The 20,382-nt window shown below is 69.3% G+C and carries 14 protein-coding genes and 1 pseudogene; 5 read left to right on the top strand and 10 right to left on the bottom strand.

Annotated features, from left to right (window positions below; all coding sequences use genetic code 11):
- The first annotated feature begins 79 nt into the window (after positions 1-79).
- A complete protein-coding gene (locus tag M2271_RS35075; RefSeq protein WP_280891476.1) occupies positions 80-745 on the top strand; it encodes an HAD family hydrolase in 666 nt (221 codons plus the stop codon).
- A 265-nt stretch (positions 746-1,010) separates the two neighbouring features.
- On the opposite strand, the gene M2271_RS35070 is transcribed toward M2271_RS35075, so the two are convergent.
- The gene (locus M2271_RS35070; RefSeq protein ID WP_280891475.1) at positions 1,011-1,577 is read right to left on the bottom strand and encodes a DJ-1/PfpI family protein; all 567 of its coding nucleotides are present in this window, start codon (positions 1,575-1,577) and stop codon (positions 1,011-1,013) included.
- 649 nt (positions 1,578-2,226) lie between these two features.
- On the opposite strand from M2271_RS35070, the gene M2271_RS35065 reads away from it, so the two are divergent.
- Positions 2,227-7,161, top strand: coding sequence for an NAD-glutamate dehydrogenase (locus M2271_RS35065; protein WP_280891474.1), 4,935 nt, complete (start codon positions 2,227-2,229; stop codon positions 7,159-7,161).
- A 204-nt stretch (positions 7,162-7,365) separates the two neighbouring features.
- On the opposite strand, the gene M2271_RS35060 is transcribed toward M2271_RS35065, so the two are convergent.
- Entirely contained in the window at positions 7,366-8,247 is an 882-nt protein-coding gene (locus tag M2271_RS35060) for an ABC transporter ATP-binding protein (RefSeq protein ID WP_280891473.1), read from the bottom strand.
- Entirely contained in the window at positions 8,240-9,163 is a 924-nt protein-coding gene (locus tag M2271_RS35055) for an ABC transporter permease (protein ID WP_280891472.1), read from the bottom strand. Before M2271_RS35055 ends, M2271_RS35060 begins: the two co-directional genes overlap by 8 nt.
- Positions 9,164-9,455: 292 nt before the next feature.
- Between M2271_RS35055 and M2271_RS35050 the strand changes: the two genes are divergently transcribed.
- On the top strand, positions 9,456-10,082 hold the full coding sequence (locus tag M2271_RS35050) for a TetR/AcrR family transcriptional regulator (RefSeq protein WP_280891471.1): 627 nt from the start codon (positions 9,456-9,458) through the stop codon (positions 10,080-10,082).
- Positions 10,083-10,242: 160 nt separating this feature from the next.
- Here the strand turns inward: M2271_RS35050 and M2271_RS35045 are convergent, their stop codons facing one another.
- A complete protein-coding gene (locus M2271_RS35045) occupies positions 10,243-10,911 on the bottom strand; it encodes a DUF1707 domain-containing protein (RefSeq protein ID WP_280891470.1) in 669 nt (222 codons plus the stop codon).
- Between the two features lie 265 nt (positions 10,912-11,176).
- The gene (galE, locus tag M2271_RS35040; RefSeq protein WP_280891469.1) at positions 11,177-12,169 is read right to left on the bottom strand and encodes a UDP-glucose 4-epimerase GalE; all 993 of its coding nucleotides are present in this window, start codon (positions 12,167-12,169) and stop codon (positions 11,177-11,179) included.
- A gap of 384 nt (positions 12,170-12,553) precedes the next feature.
- Here galE and M2271_RS35035 point away from each other — a divergent pair, with 384 nt between their 5' ends.
- Positions 12,554-14,155, top strand: coding sequence for a glycosyltransferase family 39 protein (locus tag M2271_RS35035; protein WP_348539220.1), 1,602 nt, complete (start codon positions 12,554-12,556; stop codon positions 14,153-14,155).
- A gap of 50 nt (positions 14,156-14,205) precedes the next feature.
- On the opposite strand, the gene M2271_RS35030 is transcribed toward M2271_RS35035, so the two are convergent.
- Complete coding sequence (locus M2271_RS35030; protein WP_280891468.1) at positions 14,206-14,748, bottom strand: MarR family transcriptional regulator; 543 nt, start codon at positions 14,746-14,748, stop codon at positions 14,206-14,208.
- 120 nt (positions 14,749-14,868) lie between these two features.
- Between M2271_RS35030 and M2271_RS35025 the strand changes: the two genes are divergently transcribed.
- Positions 14,869-15,282 carry an organic hydroperoxide resistance protein gene (locus M2271_RS35025; RefSeq protein WP_280891467.1) on the top strand — a complete coding sequence of 138 codons (414 nt, stop codon included), beginning with the start codon at positions 14,869-14,871 and terminating at the stop codon, positions 15,280-15,282.
- On the opposite strand, the pseudogene M2271_RS35020 reads toward M2271_RS35025, so the two are convergent.
- The 4 genes and pseudogenes from M2271_RS35020 to M2271_RS35005 form a co-directional block, all read right to left on the bottom strand.
- Positions 15,272-15,712 (bottom strand): annotated as a pseudogene (locus tag M2271_RS35020) (hypothetical protein); the annotation flags it as partial. The gene M2271_RS35025 and the pseudogene M2271_RS35020 sit on opposite strands and share 11 nt — an antisense overlap.
- Positions 15,713-16,292: 580 nt before the next feature.
- On the bottom strand, positions 16,293-17,174 hold the full coding sequence (locus M2271_RS35015; RefSeq protein WP_280891466.1) for a carbohydrate ABC transporter permease: 882 nt from the start codon (positions 17,172-17,174) through the stop codon (positions 16,293-16,295).
- Entirely contained in the window at positions 17,171-18,484 is a 1,314-nt protein-coding gene (locus M2271_RS35010) for a sugar ABC transporter permease (RefSeq protein WP_280891494.1), read from the bottom strand. The genes M2271_RS35015 and M2271_RS35010 overlap by 4 nt, the downstream gene beginning before the upstream one ends.
- 48 nt (positions 18,485-18,532) lie before the next feature.
- Positions 18,533-19,927, bottom strand: coding sequence for an ABC transporter substrate-binding protein (locus M2271_RS35005; RefSeq protein ID WP_280891465.1), 1,395 nt, complete (start codon positions 19,925-19,927; stop codon positions 18,533-18,535).
- Positions 19,928-20,382 lie beyond the last annotated feature (455 nt).

Below are 20,382 nucleotides of genomic sequence, written 5' to 3'. Positions count from 1 at the left end.
TGCCCGGCGCTGCGGTGTCTTCGTTCCGGTCTCACCGGTGGGTCTCTTGATTGTCAGTGGCGGCGGGTACTTTTCTGACATGGGGAAGAAGACGGGCGCGCACATTGTCTGGGACTGGAACGGCACGCTGTTCCACGACAACGACGCAATCATCGGGGCGACGAACGCGGCGTTCGCCGAGCTGGGGCTGGCGCCGATCACGATGGAGCAGTACCGGGCGCTGTACTGCGTGCCGGTGCCGAAGTTCTACGAGCGGTTGATGGGGAGGCTGCCCACCGACGCCGAGTGGGTGGTCATGGACGAGATCTTCCACCGGTACTACGCCGAGCACCGGGTGGGGTGCGGGCTCACGGCGGGGGTGGTGGAGCTGCTCACGGAGTGGCGGTCGGCGGGGCGCAGCCAGTCGATCCTGAGCATGTACGTCCATGACGAACTCGTCCCGTTGGTACGGGACTTCGGGATCGAGGCGCACTTCATACGGGTGGACGGGCGGACCGGGCCGTCCGGGGGGAGCAAGGCCGAGCACATGGTCCGGCATCTGGCTTCGCTCGCGGGGGTGGATCCGGCGCGGACAGTGGTGATCGGGGACGCCGCGGATGACGCGGTGGCGGCGTTGCATGTGGGGGCGCGGGCCGTGCTGTACACCGGAGGGTCGCACGGGCGGGCCAGCCTGGAGGAGCTCGGGGTGCCGGTGGTGGACACGTTGGCGGAGGCGGTTGTGGAGGCGGAGCGGTTGGCGGCGTAGGGGAGCGGTGGCGTGGCGGGTTGAGTCGACCGGTGGGCCAGTCAGTCAGTCAGTCAGTCAGTCAGCCAGCCAGCCAGCCGGTCGGTCAGTCAGTCGGCCGGTCGGGCTGGGCTGAAGTGGGTGGGCTGGTCGTGACGGTGCCGGGGTACGGCTGGAGGTGCTCGGCCGTGGCAGTGAGGTGCCGGTGTGTCCGCCCGTGCCGCCTGCGGGGCAGGATTACCCGCGGGTTCGCGGCGGCACGGGCGGTGGCGGTGGCGGTGGAGGCTCAGGTCACCGGTGCCTTCGCCCTCAGCACCGTCAGGAACTCGCGCATCCAGCTGGAGTGGTCCGGCCAGGCGCGGGAGGAGACCAGGGTGCCGTCGACCACAGCCTCGGCGTCCTGGAAGGTGGCGCCGGCGGCCTGCATGTCCAGCTCCAGGGCGGGGTACGCCGTGACGCGCCGGCCGCGGAGGCCGTCGATCGCGGCGGTGAGCAGGGGGCCGTGGCAGATCTGGGCGACGGGCTTGTCGGCGTCGAAGAAGGACTTGAGGATCTTGCGGAGTTCGGGGTCGTTGCGGAGGTACTCGGGGGCGCGGCCGCCGGGGATGACGAGGGCGGCGTACTGGCCTGGGTCGACGTCGGCGAAGGCCAGGTCGGCGGGCCAGGTGTAGCCGGGTTTCTCGGTGTAGGTGTCGAAGCCGGGTTCGAAGTCGTGGACGACGAACTGGAGCTTTTTGCGGGTGGGTGCGGCGATGTGGACGTCGTAGCCCTCTTCACGCAGGCGTTGGTAGGGATACAGGACTTCCAGGGACTCCGCGGCGTCGCCGGTGACGATGAGGATTTTTGCGGTCATGTCGGCAACCTGCATCTGCGGGAGCGGATTGCCAAGGGGGCGTGCGCCGATGGGGTGATGTGGCTGGTGTCGGGGTGGGGTTTCCTCGCCCGCCGCCCGCCGCCCGCCGCCCGCCGCCCGCCGCCCGCCGCCCGCCGCCCGCCGCCCGCCGCCCGCCGCCCGCCGCCCGCCGCCCGCCGCCCGCACGGAAACCCCAACCCCACGGAGACCCCGCCCCCGCCCCTGTGCAGAACGTCAAACTTCCACCCCCGGTTTTGTACACATACGGCTCATGACGGGGGCCCTGGGAGGAGCGATAGCCTTGGTGGCGTGATCAGCGCGATAGTTCGCGGGGGCCCAGTTGTCCCTGCCGTGCGCCCGGAAAGCACGGATTGCCTCCGTGGCCGGGCGGCGGTCGCTGGTCTTCGCGGGCGGGACGGGGGCACAAGGGCCCCCAGGACGCCGTACACACCCCGGACGTACGCGCCACAGAGAGCAGTGTCACACCCCGAGGGCGTGTCGAGAATGGCTGATAACCCCGCGCTCATCTCACCTTGCGGCATAGCGTCGAAGCAGACCGGACATCCCGCGTCATGGCGTCACGTCACTGGGGAAGAAACCGTACTTCCTTCTACGTCACGCAACGGCGCGCGACAGGAGCCAGAGGACAATGCAGACCAAGCTGGACGAAGCCAAAGCCGAGTTGCTCGAGAGGGCTGCCCGGGTAGCTGAGAACAGCCCGGTCGGGGGCCACCTACCGACCGGGACGACGGACGAGAGCACACCTGACCGGGACACCCTGCTCACGTTCCTCCAGCGCTACTACCTGCACACCGCACCGGAGGACCTCACGGGCCGGGACCCGGTCGACATCTTCGGCGCCGCACTCTCGCACTACCGACTGGCCGAGAACCGCCCGCAGGGCACGGCCAACGTGCGGGTGTACACGCCCACCGTGGAGGAGAACGGGTGGACGTGCAGTCATTCGGTGGTCGAGGTCGTCACCGACGACATGCCTTTCCTCGTCGACTCCGTGACCAATGAGCTCACGCGGCAGGGGAGTGGGATCCACGTCGTCATCCATCCGCAGATCGTCGTCCGGCGTGACGTGACCGGCAAGCTCATCGAGGTGCTCGGTGCACCTCCCTCCGAGGATCTTCCGCACGACACGCACACCGAGTCCTGGATCCATGTCGAGATCGACCGCGAGACCGACCGCAGCGATCTGAAGCAGATCACCGCCGACCTGCTGCGGGTCCTGTCCGACACCCGTGAGGTCGTCGAGGACTGGGAGAAGATGCGGGACGCGGCCCTGCGCATGGCGGACGAGCTGCCCAAGGAACCCGTCGCCTCCGATCTGCGCGAGCAGGACATCGAGGAGGCCCGTGAGCTGCTGCGCTGGCTGGCCGCCGACCACTTCACCTTTCTCGGCTACCGGGAGTACCGACTCCGGGAGGACGACTCCCTGGCGGCCGTCCCGGGCACCGGGCTCGGCATACTGCGGTCCGATCCGCAGCACGGCGACGCGGACAGTCACCCCGTCAGCCCCGCCTTCGAGCGGTTGCCGGCCGATGCCCGGGCCAAGGCCCGCGAGCACAAGCTCCTCGTGCTGACCAAGGCCAACAGCCGGGCCACCGTGCACCGGCCGTCGTACCTGGACTACATCGGCGTCAAGAAGTTCGACGCTGAGGGGAACGTCGTGGGTGAGCGGCGGTTCCTGGGGTTGTTCTCCTCGGCCGCGTACACCGAGTCCGTGCGGCGTGTGCCGGTCATCCGGCGCAAGGTCGAGGAGGTGCTGGAGCGGGCCGGGTTCTCGCCGAACAGCCACGACGGGCGCGATCTGCTGCAGATCCTTGAGACCTACCCCCGGGACGAGCTCTTCCAGACGCCGCCCGACGAACTCGAGGCCATCGCCACGTCCGTGCTGTACCTCCAGGAGCGGCGGCGGCTGCGGCTGTATCTGCGGCAGGACGAGTACGGGCGCTACTACTCCGCCCTCGTCTACCTTCCCCGCGACCGGTACACGACCGGTGTCCGGCTGCGGATCATCGACATCCTGAAGGAAGAACTCGGCGGTATCAGCGTCGACTTCACCGCCTGGAACACCGAGTCGATCCTGTCCCGGCTGCACTTCGTCGTCCGCGTTCCGCAGGGCACCGAGCTGGAGCAGCTCAGCGACAACGACAAGGAGCGCATCGAGGCACGGCTCGTCGAGGCCGCCCGCTCCTGGGCCGACGGCTTCGCGGAGGCGCTGAACGCCGAGTTCGGCGAGGAGCGCGCCGCCGAACTGCTGCGCCGCTACGGCACCGCCGTCCCCGAGGGCTACAAGGCTGACCATTCCCCGCGTTCCGCGGTCGCCGACCTCGTCCATCTCGAAGAACTCAGCGAGGAAAAAGGCTTCTTCTCGCTCAGCCTCTACGAGCCCGTGGGCGCCGCGCCCGAGGAACGCCGGTTCAAGATCTACCGCAAGGGCGAGTCCATCTCCCTGTCCGCGGTGCTGCCGGTACTCAACCGGCTCGGTGTCGAGGTGATGGACGAGCGGCCGTACGAACTGCGCTGCTCCGACCGGAGCGTGGCCTGGATCTACGACTTCGGGCTGCGCATGCCCCAGCCGAAGAGCGGCAGCGGCGACTACCTCGGCGAGGACGGGCGCGAGCGGTTCCAGGAGGCCTTCGCCGCCTGCTGGACCGGCAAGGCGGAGAACGACGGCTTCAACGCCCTCGTGCTGGGAGCCGGGCTGACCTGGCGGCAGGCGATGGTGCTGCGGGCGTACGCGAAGTACCTGCGGCAGGCGGGCTCGACGTTCAGCCAGGACTACATGGAGGACACCCTCCGCAACAACGTCCACACCACCCGGCTGCTCGTCTCGCTGTTCGAGGCGAGGATGTCGCCGGACCGGCAGCGGGCCGGGTTCGAGATCGTCGACGCGCTGCTGGAAGAGGTGGATGCCGCGCTCGACCAGGTGGCCAGCCTCGACGAGGACCGGATCCTGCGGTCCTTCCTCACCGTCATCAAGGCGACGCTGCGCACGAACTTCTTCCAGGAGGCGGAGGGCGGCCGGCCGCACGAGTACGTCTCCATGAAGTTCGACCCGCAGGCGATCCCCGATCTGCCGGCCCCGCGGCCGGCGTTCGAGATCTGGGTGTACTCGCCGCGCGTGGAGGGCGTGCACCTGCGGTTCGGGAAGGTCGCCCGAGGCGGTCTGCGCTGGTCCGACAGGCGTGAGGACTTCCGGACGGAGATCCTCGGCCTGGTCAAGGCGCAGATGGTGAAGAACACCGTCATCGTGCCGGTCGGCGCCAAGGGCGGCTTCGTCGCCAAGCAACTGCCGGACCCGAGCGTGGACCGGGACGCGTGGCTGGCGGAGGGCATCCGCAGCTACAAGACCTTCATCTCGGCGCTGCTCGACATCACCGACAACATGGTCGCCGGTGAGGTCGTTCCGCCCTCCGAGGTCGTCCGGCACGACGAGGACGACACCTACCTGGTCGTCGCCGCCGACAAGGGCACCGCGACCTTCTCGGACATCGCCAACGGAGTGGCCGAGCAGTACAACTTCTGGCTCGGCGACGCCTTCGCCTCCGGCGGCAGCGCGGGCTACGACCACAAGGGCATGGGCATCACCGCCCGCGGCGCCTGGGAGTCAGTGAAGCGGCACTTCCGGGAACTGGGCGTCAACACGCAGGCCGAGGACTTCACCGTCGTCGGCATCGGCGACATGTCCGGTGACGTGTTCGGCAACGGCATGCTGCTGAGCGAGCACATCCGGCTGGTCGCCGCCTTCGACCACCGGCACATCTTCCTCGACCCGAAGCCCGACGCGGCCACCTCCTACGCCGAGCGCCGCCGCGTCTTCGAGCTCCCGCGCTCCAGCTGGGCCGACTACGACAGCGGCCTCATCTCCGCGGGCGGCGGCGTGTTCCCCCGTACCGCCAAGGCGATCCCGGTCAACGCGCACATCCGGGAGGCCCTCGGTATCGAGGGGAAGGTCGCCAAGATGACGCCGGCCGACCTGATGAAGGCGATCCTCAAGGCGCCGGTGGACCTGCTGTGGAACGGCGGCATCGGTACGTACGTCAAGGCCAGCACGGAAACCCACGCGGACGTCGGCGACAAGGCCAACGACCCGATCCGGGTCGACGGTGCCGACCTGAGTGTCAAGGTCGTCGGCGAGGGCGGCAACCTGGGGCTGACCCAGCTCGGCCGGATCGAGTTCGCGCTGCACGGTGGCAAGATCAACAACGATGCCATCGACAACAGCGCGGGCGTGGACACCTCGGACCACGAGGTGAACATCAAGATCCTGCTCAACGGGCTGGTCACGGACGGCGACATGACGATCAAGCAGCGCAACAAGCTGCTCGCCGAGATGACCGACGAGGTGGGCCACCTGGTCCTGCGCAACAACTACGCGCAGAACACCGCCATCGCCAACGCGCTCGCCCAGTCCAAGGACATGCTCCACGCCCAGCAGCGCTACATGCGCCACCTGGCGCGCGCCGGCCTGCTCGACCGGGCCCTGGAGTTCCTGCCCACCGACCGCCAGATCCGCGAGCGCCTCGGCTCCGGGCAGGGTCTGACCAGCCCGGAGACGGCCGTCCTGCTGGCGTACACGAAGATCACGGTCGCCGAGGAACTGCTGAGCACCTCACTGCCGGACGACCCGTATCTGCGCGGCCTGCTGCACACGTACTTCCCGGCGGCGCTGCGCGAGACGCTCGCCGAGCGCATCGACGCCCACCCGCTGCACCGCGAGATCACCACGACCGTGCTGGTCAACGACACGGTCAACACCGGCGGTACGACGTATCTGCACCGTCTGCGCGAGGAGACCGGTGCCTCGCTGGAGGAGATCGTCCGGGCGCAGACCGCGGCCCGCGCGATCTTCCGCTCCGGGGTCGTGTGGGACGCGGTGGAGGCCCTCGACAACAAGGTCGAGGCCGCAGTGCAGACCCGCATCCGGCTGCACTCGCGTCGCCTCGTCGAGCGCGGCACGCGCTGGCTGCTCAACAACCGGCCGCAGCCGCTGCAACTCGCGGAGACGGTCGACTTCTTCGCCGACCGCGTCGAGCAGGTGTGGTCGCAGCTGCCGAAGCTGCTGCGGGGCGCGGACCTGGAGTGGTACCAGAAGATCTACGACGAGCTGACCGGCATGGGTGTCCCGGGCGAGGTCGCCACCAGGGTGGCCGGGTTCTCCTCCGCCTTCCCGACGCTCGACATCGTCTCGGTCGCCGACCGCATGGGCCGGGACCCGCTGGATGTCGCCGAGGTCTACTACGACCTAGGCGACCGTCTCCACATCACCCAGCTGATGGACCGCATCACCGAACTCCCGCGCGCGGACCGCTGGCAGTCCATGGCCCGCGCCTCCATTCGCGAGGACCTCTACGCGGCCCACGCGGCGCTCACCGCGGACGTCCTCGCGGTGGGCAACGGCACCTCGATTCCCGAGCAGCGCTTCAAGGCCTGGGAGGAGAAGAACGCCCCGATCCTGAGCCGGGCGCGTACGACTCTGGACGAGATCCAGGGCTCGGAGACGTTCGATCTGGCGAATCTGTCGGTGGCGATGCGGACGATGCGGACGCTGCTGCGGACGCATTCGTGACCGGAACGGGGTCGTGGCGCACGGGTTCGTAGGCGTACAGGTTTCGTAGGCGTACGGTTTCGTCATCGTGCGGATTCGTACGCCTACGGGTTCCGAGTACGCCTATGGGTTCGGATTCGTACGCCTACGGGTTCGGTATCCCTACGACCATCAGGGCGCCCCGGGCCATAACGGCTCGGGGTGCCCTTTCTCGGTGTGCAGGCATCAAGAGGGAAGAGGCACCTTGGCCGGATTCGGCGTGGGCTGCGGATTCGGCTTGGGCCTGGCCTTGTCCGGGCCGCCGGTGAACGCCTCGTACGCCTCCAGGACCTCCTCCGTCGGCCCGTCCATGCGCAGTTCGCCGCGCTCCAGCCACAGCACGCGGTCGCAGGTGTCGCGGATGGACTTGTTGCTGTGGCTGACCAGGAACACCGTGCCCGCATGCTTGCGCAGCTCGCGGATGCGGGCCTCGGAGCGCTTCTGGAACGAGCGGTCGCCGGTCGCCAGGGCCTCGTCGATGAGCAGGACGTCGTGGTCCTTGGCGGCGGCGATGGAGAACCGCAGCCGGGCTGCCATGCCGGAGGAGTACGTGCGCATGGGCAGCGTGATGAAGTCGCCCTTCTCGTTGATGCCGGAGAAGTCGACGATCTCCTCGTAGCGCTCCTTGACCTGCTCGCGGGACATGCCCATGGCGAGGCCGCCGAGGTGGACGTTGCGCTCGCCGGTGAGGTCGTTCATCAGGGCCGCGTTCACGCCGAGCAGGGAGGGCTGTCCGTCGGTGTAGATGTGGCCGTTCTCCACCGGGAGCAGGCCGGCGACTGCCTTGAGCAGGGTCGACTTGCCGGAGCCGTTGGTCCCGATCAGACCGATCGCCTCGCCCCGGTACGCCACGAACGACACGTTCCGGACGGCGTGCACCTTGCGCACGCCGGCCGCCTTCTCGGTCTGCTTGCGGCGCAGCATACGGTTCAGGGCGGCGGTCGCGGAGCCTCGGCCGGCGCCGGTGCCGTTGACCCGGTAGACGATGTCGACGCCGTCGACGACGACGGTGGGGACCTTCTCCTGCGCGAGTGGCGCGAGTGGCGCGGTGTGCGTGTTGTCAGCCACGGCCGTACGTCTCCTCAGCCTTCCAGAAGTAGATGAAGCCGCCGACTCCGGCGAGCAGCGCCCAGCCCGTGGCGATCAGCCACACGTGCGGCGGCAGCTGGCCGGCGTGGAAGCTGTCGATCAGCGCGAAGCGCATCAGGTCGATGTAGACGGCCGCCGGGTTGGCCTGGAGGGCGGGGCCGACCCAGGACGGCAGGTCGTTGTGCTTGCCGAGCAGGTTGTCGATGCTCCACATCACGCCCGAGACGTACATCCACGTGCGCAGGACGAACGGCATGAGCTGGGCGATGTCGGGGGTCTTGGCCCCGAGCCGGGCCATGATCATCGAGACGCCCGCGTTGAACGTGAACTGCAGCACCAGGGCCGGGACCGCCAGCAACCAGGAGGCGGCGATCGGCACGCCGAAGCAGAGCAGGATCACGACCAGGGCGGCCATCGAGAACAGCAGCTGCTGGAGCTGCTGGAGGCAGAAGGAGATCGGCAACGCGGCCCGCGGGAAGTGCAGGGCCCGGACGAGGCCCAGGTTGCCGGAGATCGCCCGGGTGCCCGCCATGATCGAGCTCTGTGTGAACGTCCAGATGAACACGCCCGTGACCAGGAACGGGATGTAGTCCGGCACGCCCTTCTTGGTGCCCAGCAGCATGCCGAAGATGAAGAAGTACACCGCCGCGTTCAGTAGCGGGTTCATCACCTGCCAGACCTGGCCCAGCTTCGCCTGGCTGTACTGGGCGGTGAGCTTGGCGGTCGAGAACGCGCTGATGAAGTGGCGCCGCGCCCAGAGCTGCCGGAGATAGTCGGACAGGGTGGGGCGGGCACCGCTGACCGTGAGGCCATGGCGGGCGGCGAGGGCCGCGAGGTCGTCGTCGGCGGGTGCGGTCACCGTCGTGGGGGGCGGTGTGTGGAGGACCTGGCTCACATCCGCTGCTTTCGCTCGGGGGGTCGGGTGGTGCGTGGGGCTGTGGTGCGTGGGGCTGTTGTGGTGGGCGGGGCTGCGATGCGTGGGGCTGTGGTGCGTGGTGTGGGCGGGACCAATGGGTCCGTTGTCCCGGCGTTTTCTTACGCTTCTCTTCACGTTTTCTTACGTCGGGACGGGCCCGTATCGTCGCAGCGTGAGCGTAGGCCGACCTGACGTCGGAACGCAACCGTTTCGTCGTAACGCGGTGCGTCGGGACGGGACCGTTTCGTCGTAACGCCCTATGCTGGTTCGTATGACGACCAATGCCGAGGAGTCGAAGACGCGTCCGCGCCGCCGGGCCCCCGCGGGAGCCGCCGTGCTCCGCGAGGACGTGACGGAGGCCATCCGGGCGGCCGTCTTCGAGGAACTCGCGGCCGTCGGCTACGCGCGGATGTCCATCGAGGGGATCGCGCGCCGCGCGGGCGTCGGCAAGACCGCGGTGTACCGCCGCTGGCGCTCCAAGCTGCACCTGGTGCTGGACGTGGTCTCGGCGATCGCCGTGCAGGGGCTGCCGGCACCCGACACGGGCTCCTTGGAGGGCGACCTGCGCCTGCTGTACGAGGTGACCTCGCGCGCCCTGCGTCACCCCGTCGCCTCGCAGATCATCCCGGACCTCCAGGCCGAGGCGGCCCGCAATCCGGACATCGCCGAGGCCGTGCAGAAGGCCCTGCGAGAGGGTCAGGAGGGCGTCGCCAGCAAGATAGTCGTGGCGGCGCGGCAGCGCGGCGAGGTCCGTGAGGGCGCGGACGAGGACCTGGCCCTCGACCTGATCTCGGGCCCCCTGTACTGGCGCTCGGTGGTGATCCGCAGCCCGAAGCTCCCGAAGGGCTATCTGGGGTCGCTGGCGCGGGCCACGGCGGCGGCGATCAAGGCGCTCTGAACGCCGTCGCCGACTCGTGCCGGCGGGCCCCGCAGAACCATGGGTCCCATCCCTGATCTTGCGTGGGCATCCCCGGCTCGAGCCGGGGAGGGAAACGCATCCAAGCGTTTCTCAGCGAAGTTCGAGTGGCTTGGGCCACTCGCGTTCGTGGGTGATGGAGTCAGGCGCCTGCGGAAAGGGGCGCGGATCTGCGCAGCAGCCACTGACCGAACGTCCGACGCGGGGGCCGCACCACCACCTTGCCGTGGGCCTTCTGGCCGACCAGCTCGACTCGCAGCGTGGTCGGTGTGTCCGGGGGCGTCCCCATGCGATGGTGTCTGAGCTTGCAGTGGACCAGGGTCAGGCCGTCGACATCGACCTCGACGCCCGGCCTCGTGACCAGCGTCAGGCTTTTCCCCGCCATGGCCACGTCGATCCGCAGGGTGTCCTGCGTGAAGACAGCCTCGGTGAGGTCGAGCGTCACGTCGCACCAGGTCACCGCGAGCTCCAGCCGCCGCGGCAGCACCCAGCGGCCCGTCCGCTCGATCGCGCCGCTGAACACCTGCTCGATCCGGATGACGTCCTTGACCTCTACGACTCCCGCCGTGATGCCGTCAGTGGTGGTCGACACGGCCGGCAAGTCGGCGGTGAGCACGGCCAGTTCGCTCAGAGTCCGCGCTGACAGGGCGGTTTCCAGGCGCTCGTCCAGCTCGTCCGCGGTCAGCCTGCCGTCCCCCGCCGCGATGCGCAGCACATCCACCACCCGGTCCCGGTCCGCATGAGAGGCTCGAAGCTCGGGCGACGAGCCAGGACCAGAGTGCTTCCCGGTGGGTGAAATCTCTCCCGACATGCTTCCGTCCCGGTCCTGTCGAAGGTCGCCGCGCGACACAGGCAGCGGCGCGAGTGGAAGACTAACGCTATATCGCGATACGGATCCCTGTCGGGCCCCCTTGCGGAGAGGCCATGGGCGGTGACCGATTCACATCGTGCGGCATCCATCATGCCGAGGCCCTGTCGCGACAACAACCGCACCCCGTGGGCCAGTTCACCTGGTTCTTGCGAAGAGGATCCACAGAGGAGGGCTCATATCGCGGGCCCGCCTCCGTCACCGCTGCTCAGCTGGGCCGCCGGTCGCGTGCCGCTTCCGGGTGGAGGCGGAGCCAGCCCGCCCAGGCGGAGGTGATCATGTCCTGGATGTCGTGCTTGGACTTCCAGGCGAGTTCGGTGGCGGCGCGGTCGGCGGAGGCGACGACCCGGGCCGGGTCGCCGGGGCGCCGAGGGGCGACGGCCGGGGGGCGGTCGTAGCCGGTGAGGGCGTTGATGCGGTCGATCATCTCGCGCACCGACACGCCCTCCCCGCTGCCGATGTTGAGGGTGAGGTCGCGGCCGGGGGACGAGCGCAGGACGCGGGCGGCGGCGACATGGGCCTCCGCCAGGTCGACCACGTGGATGTAGTCGCGGACGCAGGTGCCGTCCGGGGTGGCGTAGTCGTCGCCGAAGATGCGTGGGGGCGCGTTCTCGGTCAGCTTCTCGAAGACCATCGGGATGAGGTTGGAGACGCCCACGTCCGCGAGTTCGGGGCTCGCCGCGCCCGCCACGTTGAAGTAACGCAGTGACGCCGTGGCCAGGCCTGTCGCCCGGCCGGTCGCCTTGACCAGCCACTCGCCGGCCAGCTTCGTCTCACCGTAGGGAGACATCGGCACGCACGGTGTCTCCTCCGTCACCAGGTCCACGTCCGGCATGCCGTACACCGCCGCGGAGGACGAGAACACGAAGGACGGCACGCCCGCCGCGGTCACGGCCTCCAGGAGGACACGCAGGCCCTCGACGTTCTCCCGGTAGTAGTCCAGCGGCCGGTCCACCGACTCGCCCACCTGCTTCTTCGCCGCCAGATGGACGACCCCGGTGACCTCGTTCGTGGCGAAGGTGTGCGCCAGACGTTCGGCGTCCAGGGTCGAGCCGGTCACCAGCGGTACGTCCGCGGGGAGGCGGTCGGCGATGCCGGTGGACAGATCGTCGTACACCACCGCCCGTTCCCCCGCGCCGGTCATCGCGCGTACGACATGGGCCCCGATGTAACCGGCGCCGCCGGTGATCAGCCAGGTCATGTGCGGCCGTCTCCTCATCCGTTGCCTTGAGGTGGAGCGGATCGGCTCCCGTTTCCGTCCTCAGTGAAGCAGGCGCTGGTGCCTGATGCGGCAGGCGTGATGACTTGATGTGCCGCGGCAGCGACTCGCAGTGGGGGGCGAATAGTGAGCGAGCGGTGGATAACGGCAGAAAATTATCTTGTGTTGAACGAGAAGTCCGGAAAGTCCGAGAAGTGCGGGAACTGTGAAGAGGCCGGGAGGGTCGGGGAGTCCGGGCGGGCTGGGTGGGCCGGGCGGGCTGGGTGGGCCGGACAGGTCGGGGAGTCCGGACAGGTCGGGGAGGCCGGAAGGGGCGGGGAGTCCGGGAGGGCCGGGGAGTCCGGGAGGGCCGGACGAATCGCCGCGGTGATCGCTCCCGCGGTCGTTATGTTCGTGGTCGGCCTGTGGGGGATCGACCGGGGTGGCATGTGGCGTGACGAGGCGGTCACCTTCCAGGTCGCACGGCGGTCGGTGCCGGAGATCTGGCGGCTGCTGCACGAAGTGGACGCGGTGCACGGCCTGTACTACCTGCTCATGCATGTCGTGCTGGCGGTTCCGCACCCCGGCGAGGTCGTCCTGCGGCTGCCCTCCGTCTGCGGGGCGACGGTGACGGCCGGGCTGGTGGGCGCCCTGGGCACACGGCTCGGCGGACGTGCCCGGGTGGGCTTGTGGGCGGGCCTGCTGTACGCCATCACACCGCTCGTCGGCCACTACGCCCAGGAAGGCCGGTCGTACGCCCTGGTCACGGCCGGAGTGACGGGCACCACGCTGCTGTTGCTGCGCGCGGTGGAGGGGCGGGCCCGTCGCATGTGGTCGGGGTGGGGATCGTACGGGGGGCTCCTCGCCGCGATGTGTCTCCTGCACGAGATGGCGGTGCTCGTCGTCGCGGCGCATGCGGCGGCCTTGGCGGGCCTGGGAGTGCCGAAGAGGGTGTGGGCGCGCTGGGGGTGCGCGGCCGGGGTCGCGGTGCTCGCGTTGCTGCCCTTGGCGTGGGTCTCGTCGACGCAGTCGGCGCAGGTGGGGTGGCTGCCGGTGCCGGGCTGGGGGAGTGTGGCGCGGGTGGCACGGGAGTTCTTGGTGGTGCCCATGGGGGTTGTGTTCTGGGTGGGCGTGCTGCTGATGGTGGTGGGGGTGAGCGCGCTGCGGGTGTCGGTGGTGGCGGTGCCGTTGGTCGTGATTCCGCCGGGGCTGCTGATGGCCGTGTCGCAGATGAAGCCGATGTACGACGACCGGTACGTGCTGTATGCGCTGGTGGGGGTGCCGTTGCTGGTGGCGGCGGGGGCGGATCGGGTGGCGGCGGTACTGGAAGGGCTGGGGTGCGGGACTCGGGTGCGGGACCGTGTGGGGGTGCGGCACGACGGGTGCGGGCCTCTGCGGTCCGGTGAGGGGCGGCGTCTGCGGTCCGCTGAGGGCCGGCGTCTGCGGTCCGGTGAGGGGCGGCTCACTGAACAGGCGGTCAGGCGCCGTCCGTCGGTCTCCCGTGCCCTCACCCTCGCCGGTGCCCTGGTGATCGGGCTCGTCTTTGTTCAGTACCTCCCGCTCTACCGTCAGGATCGCGCCCCGGCCGGCCGGCCCGACGATCTCGCGGTCGTCTCCGCCCTTGTCCACCGGGAAGTACGTCCGGGGGAACCGGTGTTGTTCCTGCCCTTGATCGCGCGGCGGCCGGCGTTGGCGTATCCGAAGGGGTTCCGGGGGGCCTGGGACATCGCGTTGGGGGAGTCGGGGTCCCGGTCGGGGACGCTGTACGGGCGGGAGATCGGGACCGACGCGTTGCGGCGCAGGCTGGCGGCGGTGGGCCGGGTGTGGGTCGTGGCCGAGCCGTACGCCCTGCGTGGGCACTGGTCCCCGCGCGATCCGGCCGAGCGTGTCAAGCTCGCCGTGCTGCGGGAGCGCTTCGTGCCCGAGAAGTCCCGGACGTACACCGTGCAGGGTGGGGTGACCCTCCGCCTCTACGTCCGCCGACCTTGAGCCACCGCCCCTTCACCTGCCCGTACGCCTTCACCTGCCCGCGCCCCCACCTACTCGCACGCCGGCGTCTCCTCCAGCGCCGCCGAGTCCAGCATCGACGTGAGGTGGTCGAGACGCTCGCGCAGGTCGCGGAGTTCGTCGAGGTCGACGCCGGTCGCGCCGCCGATCCGGCGCGGCACCTCGACCGCACGCGAGCGCAGCGCCACGCCCTCCTCGGTCAGCCGTACGTCCACCGAGCGCTCGTCACGGACGCTGCGCTCACGCCGTACCAGACCGGCCGCCTCCAGCCGCTTGAGCAGCGGAGAGAGCGTGCCGGAATCGAGCCGCAGGTGTTCGCCGAGCTTCTTGACCGGCAGCTCTCCCTGCTCCCAGAGCACCAGCATCACCAGGTACTGCGGGTAGGTGAGACCGAGGTCCTTGAGGATCACGCGGTAGACACCGTTGAAGGCGCGGGAGGCGGCGTGCAGGGAGAAGCAGATCTGGCGGTCCAGCCGCAGCCAGTTCTCTTCAGGAGGGACGGCGACGGCGGCGTCGGTAGCGGCGTCGGTGGCGGTGCCGGATGGAGTCGTCGAGGTCGAGGTCAGGCCTTTCATGTGTCCAGGATAGCCCTTGCGGGCCATTTAGTTGTGCACAATTGAATTGTGTGCTCTACTTGTCTTCGTGAGGCGGTCGGAGCAGGCCGCCGCAACGTGAACTCGAGAGGGATGGTTTCCATGGACGCGCTCTACACCGCTGTCGCCACCGCCACCCACGGCAGGGACGGCCGTGCCGTCTCCTCCGACGGCACCCTGGACCTCGCGCTGGGCATCCCGGTGGAGATGGGGGGCAACGGTCAGGGCACCAACCCGGAGCAGCTGTTCGCCGCCGGTTACGCCGCCTGCTTCGGCAGCGCCCTCGGCGCCGTCGGCCGTCAGGCCAAGATCGACGTGAGCGACGCCGCCGTGACCGCCGAGGTCGGCATAGGCAAGCAGGGTGAGGGCTTCGGCCTCAAGGTCGCCCTCCGCGTCGAGTTGCCCGACACCGTGGACGAGGCCACCGGCCGCAAGCTGGTCGAGCAGGCCCACCAGGTCTGCCCCTACTCCAACGCCACCCGCGGCAACATCGAGGTCGACCTCGTCATCGAGTAATCCCGGGAAGGCCTCGCCCGACCCGTGCCGGCACCTCACCCGTCCGCGCGCTCCACGCGACCACCACCGCCTCCTCGGGCATCGGGTGCCAGCGCGTGAGCAGCAGCCAGCGCACGTGATAGCGGCGGACGACGGCCGTGCGTTCGGCGCGGGTCGACGTCGGGGCGAGGTAGGCGCGGACGTCGGTGAGCCGCCGCAGCCGCTCCCGCTCGTCCAGCGCCGGGTCCGGCCAGGCGGGCGCGGCGAGGTTCGGGCCGTAGCCCGCGATCGCGTGGACGGCGTGGTAGCCGTCGGCGATCACGACCTCGCCGGACCCGATGTGCCGCGCGGCCCACGCGTACTCCGGCCAGCGCGGCGGCTGCGCGAAGCCGACCGGATCCAGTGTGCGCTGGACGACCGCCCCCGCCTGCACGGTGAGGAAGTCCACGCAGGCCGCGCGGTCGGTGCGCTGGCGCGACTGGACGCGGTAGTGCAGACGGAGGGCGGTGGTAGGCAGGGCTTTCAGGAGACGGACGGTCGCCTTGACGCCCCGGCGGTGCGCGGTGGACGACCACTGGAGTGCGCGGAACGTGCGGTGCAGCCCCAGGTGGACGAGGGTGTGCCGGAGGCGGGTACGGGCGGGGACGGGGTGGCCCGGGGTGCGGCGACGGCGGCAGCAGGCGCGGGCGATGCGACGGAGCGCCGATGCCAGACACTCGTGCAGGTGCGCCTTAACCCGGTACGCGGGGGCAATGACACTGAACCGGGGCACGGCACATCCATGGGTCGACGCGAGCGCGGGCGTTCTGCCCGGAAACAGCCGATGGAATGACCCGGTTACGGTGTGTGCTGCATACGGGGGACTGCCAGTGGACATGCGACAACGTCCGTGAATGTACGGCACCGCCCGTGACCGTACGGCAACGTCAGCGACCGTCCGGCAATGTCCGGTAACGTCCGTCAACATCCGTGACCGTCCGAAGGCGGGCCGGTGACGGCCCGCCTCCTTCCGAATTCGCTTGCCGTGCGGGCTACTTGACCGCGCCTGCCATCACGCCGGACACGAACTGCCGCTGGAACGCGAAGAACACGGCCAGCGGGATCACCATCGAGATGAACGCGCCGGGCGCCAGGATCTCGATGTTGCTGCCGAACTGCCGTACCTGCTGCTGCAGCGCCACCGTCAGCGGCTGCGACTCCGCATTGGAGAACACCAGCGCCACCAGCATGTCGTTCCACACCCACAGGAACTGGAAGATCCCCAGGGACGCCAGGGCGGGGGCCGCGAGCGGCATCACCACCGTGGCGAAGAGCCTGATCTCGCCCGCGCCGTCCAGCCGCGCCGCCTCCAGGAGCTCCCGGGGGATCTCCGCGAAGAAGTTACGCAACAGGAAGATGGCGAACGGCAGTCCGAAGCCGACGTGGAAGAGCACCACGCCGATGATGTCGCCGAAGATTCCGATCTTGCCGAACAGATCCGACAACGGGATCAGCGCCACCTGCACCGGGACCACGAGCAGCGCTACGACCACCAGGAACCACCAGTCGCGGCCCTTGAAGTCCATCCACGCGAAGGCGTATCCGCCCATCGCGCCGATCAGCACCACCAGCAGCGTCGCCGGCACGGTGATCCAGATGGTGTTGAACAGCGAGCTGGTGATCGCGTCGTTCTCCAGCAGCGTCTGGTAGCTCTTGGCGGTCAGCTGGCCGGGCGCGGTGAACACCTTCCACCAGCCCGAGGAGGCGATGTCGGTCGGCTCGCGCAACGACGACACCAGCAGGCCGAACGTCGGCACCAGCCAGAACACGGCGACGAGGATCAGAAAGACCCGCATCACCCCGCCCGCCGCACCGCTCGCCACCCGCGCGGCGAGGGAACGCCGGGCGCGCACGGACGTTTCGAGAGTGGTCACCGCTGACGCTCCTTCCGCAACCGGCGGATGTTCACGTACATCACCGGAAGGACGAGCAGCAGCAGGATCACACCGATCGCGCTGCCCACGCCGTAGTTGCCGCCCCCGCCGAACGACGACAGGAACAACTGCAGTGCCAGCACGTTGGCATCGTCCTGGCTGGGCTGCGGGGCGATGATGTACACGAGGTCGAACACCTTCATCACGTTGATCATCAGTGTGACGAGGACGACGACCAGGACCGGCGCCAGCATGGGCACGGTGATCCGGCGGAACACCTGCCACTCGTTGGCGCCGTCCACCCGGGCCGCCTCCAGCAGATTGCGGTCCACGCCCGCGAGCCCGGCCGCGATCAGCACCATCGAGAAGCCCGCCCACATCCACACGTAGCTGGCGATGATGGACGGGGTGACCAGCGTCGGGCCCAGCCAGTCGATGCCGTTGTACGGCGCCGCGAAGTTGGAGCCCGGCAGCCGGAGTCGGGCGCCGTCGGCGTCCTGGGGGAGGCGGAAGGTGCCGTCGGCGCCGGTCTTGGCGGAGGCGACCACCTTGCCGTCCTTCACCGCCTCCACCGTGACGGCCTTCAGCGCCTTCTCACCCGCGTCGACCTGCCCCTTCGTCCCGCCGCCGCCCAGCTTGAAGTCCAGCCAGACGGTGCCGGTGACACCGGAGCCGCTCGCTGCCCTGGCGTTCTCGGGGCTGCCCGGGAGCTTGTTCGGAGCGATGCCCACGAGAGGCAGCAGAGCCGGGGTGCCCGCCTTCACCGCGCCGGTCGTGGTGAACGACCCGCCACCGGACGGCTTCAGGTCGCTCGCCGCGACGTTCGGACGGGCCTTCGGATAGACCGACGACGACACGAACGTGTCGTGGATCGACTTCGCGACCGCGTTCGCCGCGCCCTGTCCCGGGTCCTGCTCGTACACCAGCCGGAAGATGATGCCCGCGGCCAGCATGGAGATCGCCATCGGCATGAAGACGACCAGTTTGAACGCCGTTCCCCAGCGCACCCGTTCGGTCAGCACCGCGAAGATCAGCCCCAACGCGGTGACCAGGGCCGGGGCGACCGCGACCCAGATCGCGGTGTTGCGGACCGCGGTGAGTGTCGAGTCGGTGGTGAAGATGTCGACGTAGTTGTCCAGGCCGACGAACCCGGAACCGTCGGCGTCGTAGAGGCTGCGCCAGATCGAGTACCCGATCGGGTAGACCACGAGCGCGCCGAGGAGGACCAGGGCGGGCAGCAGGAACAGCAGCGCCACCCACCACCGGCTCCTCGTCACGCTCTTACGCGGTGCGGCGGAGGGCGTCGGCATCGCGCCGGCGCCCTCCGCCGTCTTCGCCACGGCGGACGACATGAACCGTCAGCCGTTCTTGTAGGCCTTGGCCGCGTCGGCCTCCAGCTTCTGCTGGGCGCCGGCCACGTCCCCCGGATTCTTCAGGAAGTCCTGCAGGTCCTTCCACTCGCCGATGCCCTGGGTGCCGCCGAACGCCGCCGGTGCCTGGTCGGACATGTCGAAACGGAAGTTGTCGCCCGCGTCGATCAGCGCCTTGGCGATGCCCCGGGTCACGTCGTCCTTGTACGTGTTCGGGTCCATCTCCTTGTTCGGGGAGAGGATGCCGCCCTGCGCCGCCCAGATCTCGGCCGCGTCGGTCGAGCCCAGGAACGTCAGCAGCGCCTGGGGGCCCTTGCCGTCCTTCAGGGCCACGGCCACGTCACCGCCGCTGACCACCGGGGAGTCGGCGCCGACCGCCGGGAACGGGAAGACCTTGGCGTCCGTGCCCATCTTCGCCTTGGTGTCGGCGTTGATGTTCGCGGCGACGAAGTCGCCCTCGAAGACCATCGCGGCCGGAGTGTCACCGGAGAAGGCCTGGACGACCGACTTCGGGAACTCCGTCGCCAGCGCGCCCTTGCGGCCGCCCGCGATCAGGGTGTCCTTGCCCCACAGCTCGGCGAGCGTCGTGAGCGCCTGCTTGACGGACGGGTCCGTCCACTTGATCTCGTGCTTGGCCAACTGGTCGTACTTCTCCGGGCCGGCCTGGGAGAGGTAGACGTTCTCGAACCAGTCCGTCAGCGTCCAGCCGTCCGCGCCGCCGATGGAGACGGCCGGGGAGCCGGCGTCGGACAGCGTCTGCGCGGTGGACATGAAGTCCTTCCACGTCTTCGGCGGGTCCGTGATCCCCGCGGCCTCGAAGGCGGCCGTGTTGTACCAGACCAGAGACTTGTTCGCGGCCTTCGCGTAGATGCCGTACTGCTTGCCCTGGTAGGCCCCCAGGTCCTTCCAGCCCTTGGAGAAGTTCTTGTCCAGCTGGGCCTGTGCCTCGGCGCCGAGGGGCTTGATCCAGCCCTTCTGCGCGAACTGGTGCAGCACGCCGACCTGCGGCAGGAACGCCACGTCCGGCGGCTGACCGCCTTGGATCTTGGTACCGAGGAACGTGGAGGTGTTGTTGCCGGTCGGTACGAAGTCGACCTTGGCGCCGGTGCGCTTCTCGAACTCCTTCAGGACCTTGGTGAAGTTCTCCTGCTCGGGTCCGGTCCAGACGGCTGCGACCTCCAGGGTCTGGCCGTCGAGCTTGGGGAGCTGGAGGGAGCTGCCGCTCTCGGTGGCGCCGCCGCCCGATTTTCCGTCGCCCTTGTCGCCGTCGTCGCCGCCTCCGCAGCCGGTGAGCGTGAGCGCGAGGGCTCCCGCGACGACTGTGGCTGCGGTTTTCGCGGCCCTGCTCCGATGTGCCCGGATGGTGATTCTCCTGCTGTGCATCACTGCCCCGTTCTTGGTGCCTCGTCGAACGTTCGAGCGCTGTCCCGTGCGGTCTGGTCTACGCCCGGGAGTTGGAGGCGGCAAGATGGCATCCGGTGTCCAGCGGAAGATCGTAATGCCGTCGTGACCAGGTGCGGGGTGGGTGCGGCTCGTGTCAACCGGGGGGCCGCCGGCTCCCGGAGGCACCCGCAATCGGCCTGAACGCCTCGTCCTCCTCTGCCGGACGGGCCCAATTGAGCTTGTCCGAGTCAGAATTGACGGCCGCTCGGGTAGCGGGGGCTACGGCGGTGCGGTGACGGCGTAACAGCAGCTTGGTTAGGCGGCTACGGCGGTGCGGTGACGGCGTAACAGCAGCTTGGTTACGGCGGCCTCGGCGGCTACGGCAGCTCGGTGACGGCGCGACAGCAGTTCGGTGCCGGTCCAACCGCCGCTCCGGGACGGCGGCTACGGCAGCC

Source organism: Streptomyces sp. LBL (assembly GCF_029893585.1).
GTDB lineage: Bacteria > Actinomycetota > Actinomycetes > Streptomycetales > Streptomycetaceae > Streptomyces.
The sequence above is the reverse complement of the archived record's forward strand: the minus strand, read 5'-3'. Positions and strand labels throughout refer to the sequence as shown.

Bases quoted from the DNA above. Each gene is read 5' to 3' on its own strand.
- M2271_RS35075 (WP_280891476.1), top strand. From the start codon at position 80: ATGGGGAAGAAGACGGGCGCGCACATTGTCTGGGACTGGAACGGCACG.
- M2271_RS35070 (WP_280891475.1), bottom strand. From the start codon at position 1,577: ATGACCGCAAAAATCCTCATCGTCACCGGCGACGCCGCGGAGTCCCTG.
- M2271_RS35065 (WP_280891474.1), top strand. From the start codon at position 2,227: ATGCAGACCAAGCTGGACGAAGCCAAAGCCGAGTTGCTCGAGAGGGCT.
- M2271_RS35050 (WP_280891471.1), top strand. From the start codon at position 9,456: ATGACGACCAATGCCGAGGAGTCGAAGACGCGTCCGCGCCGCCGGGCC.
- M2271_RS35045 (WP_280891470.1), bottom strand. From the start codon at position 10,911: ATGTCGGGAGAGATTTCACCCACCGGGAAGCACTCTGGTCCTGGCTCG.
- galE (WP_280891469.1), bottom strand. From the start codon at position 12,169: ATGACCTGGCTGATCACCGGCGGCGCCGGTTACATCGGGGCCCATGTC.
- M2271_RS35030 (WP_280891468.1), bottom strand. From the start codon at position 14,748: ATGAAAGGCCTGACCTCGACCTCGACGACTCCATCCGGCACCGCCACC.
- M2271_RS35025 (WP_280891467.1), top strand. From the start codon at position 14,869: ATGGACGCGCTCTACACCGCTGTCGCCACCGCCACCCACGGCAGGGAC.
- M2271_RS35010 (WP_280891494.1), bottom strand. From the start codon at position 18,484: ATGCCGACGCCCTCCGCCGCACCGCGTAAGAGCGTGACGAGGAGCCGG.
- M2271_RS35005 (WP_280891465.1), bottom strand. From the start codon at position 19,927: ATGCACAGCAGGAGAATCACCATCCGGGCACATCGGAGCAGGGCCGCG.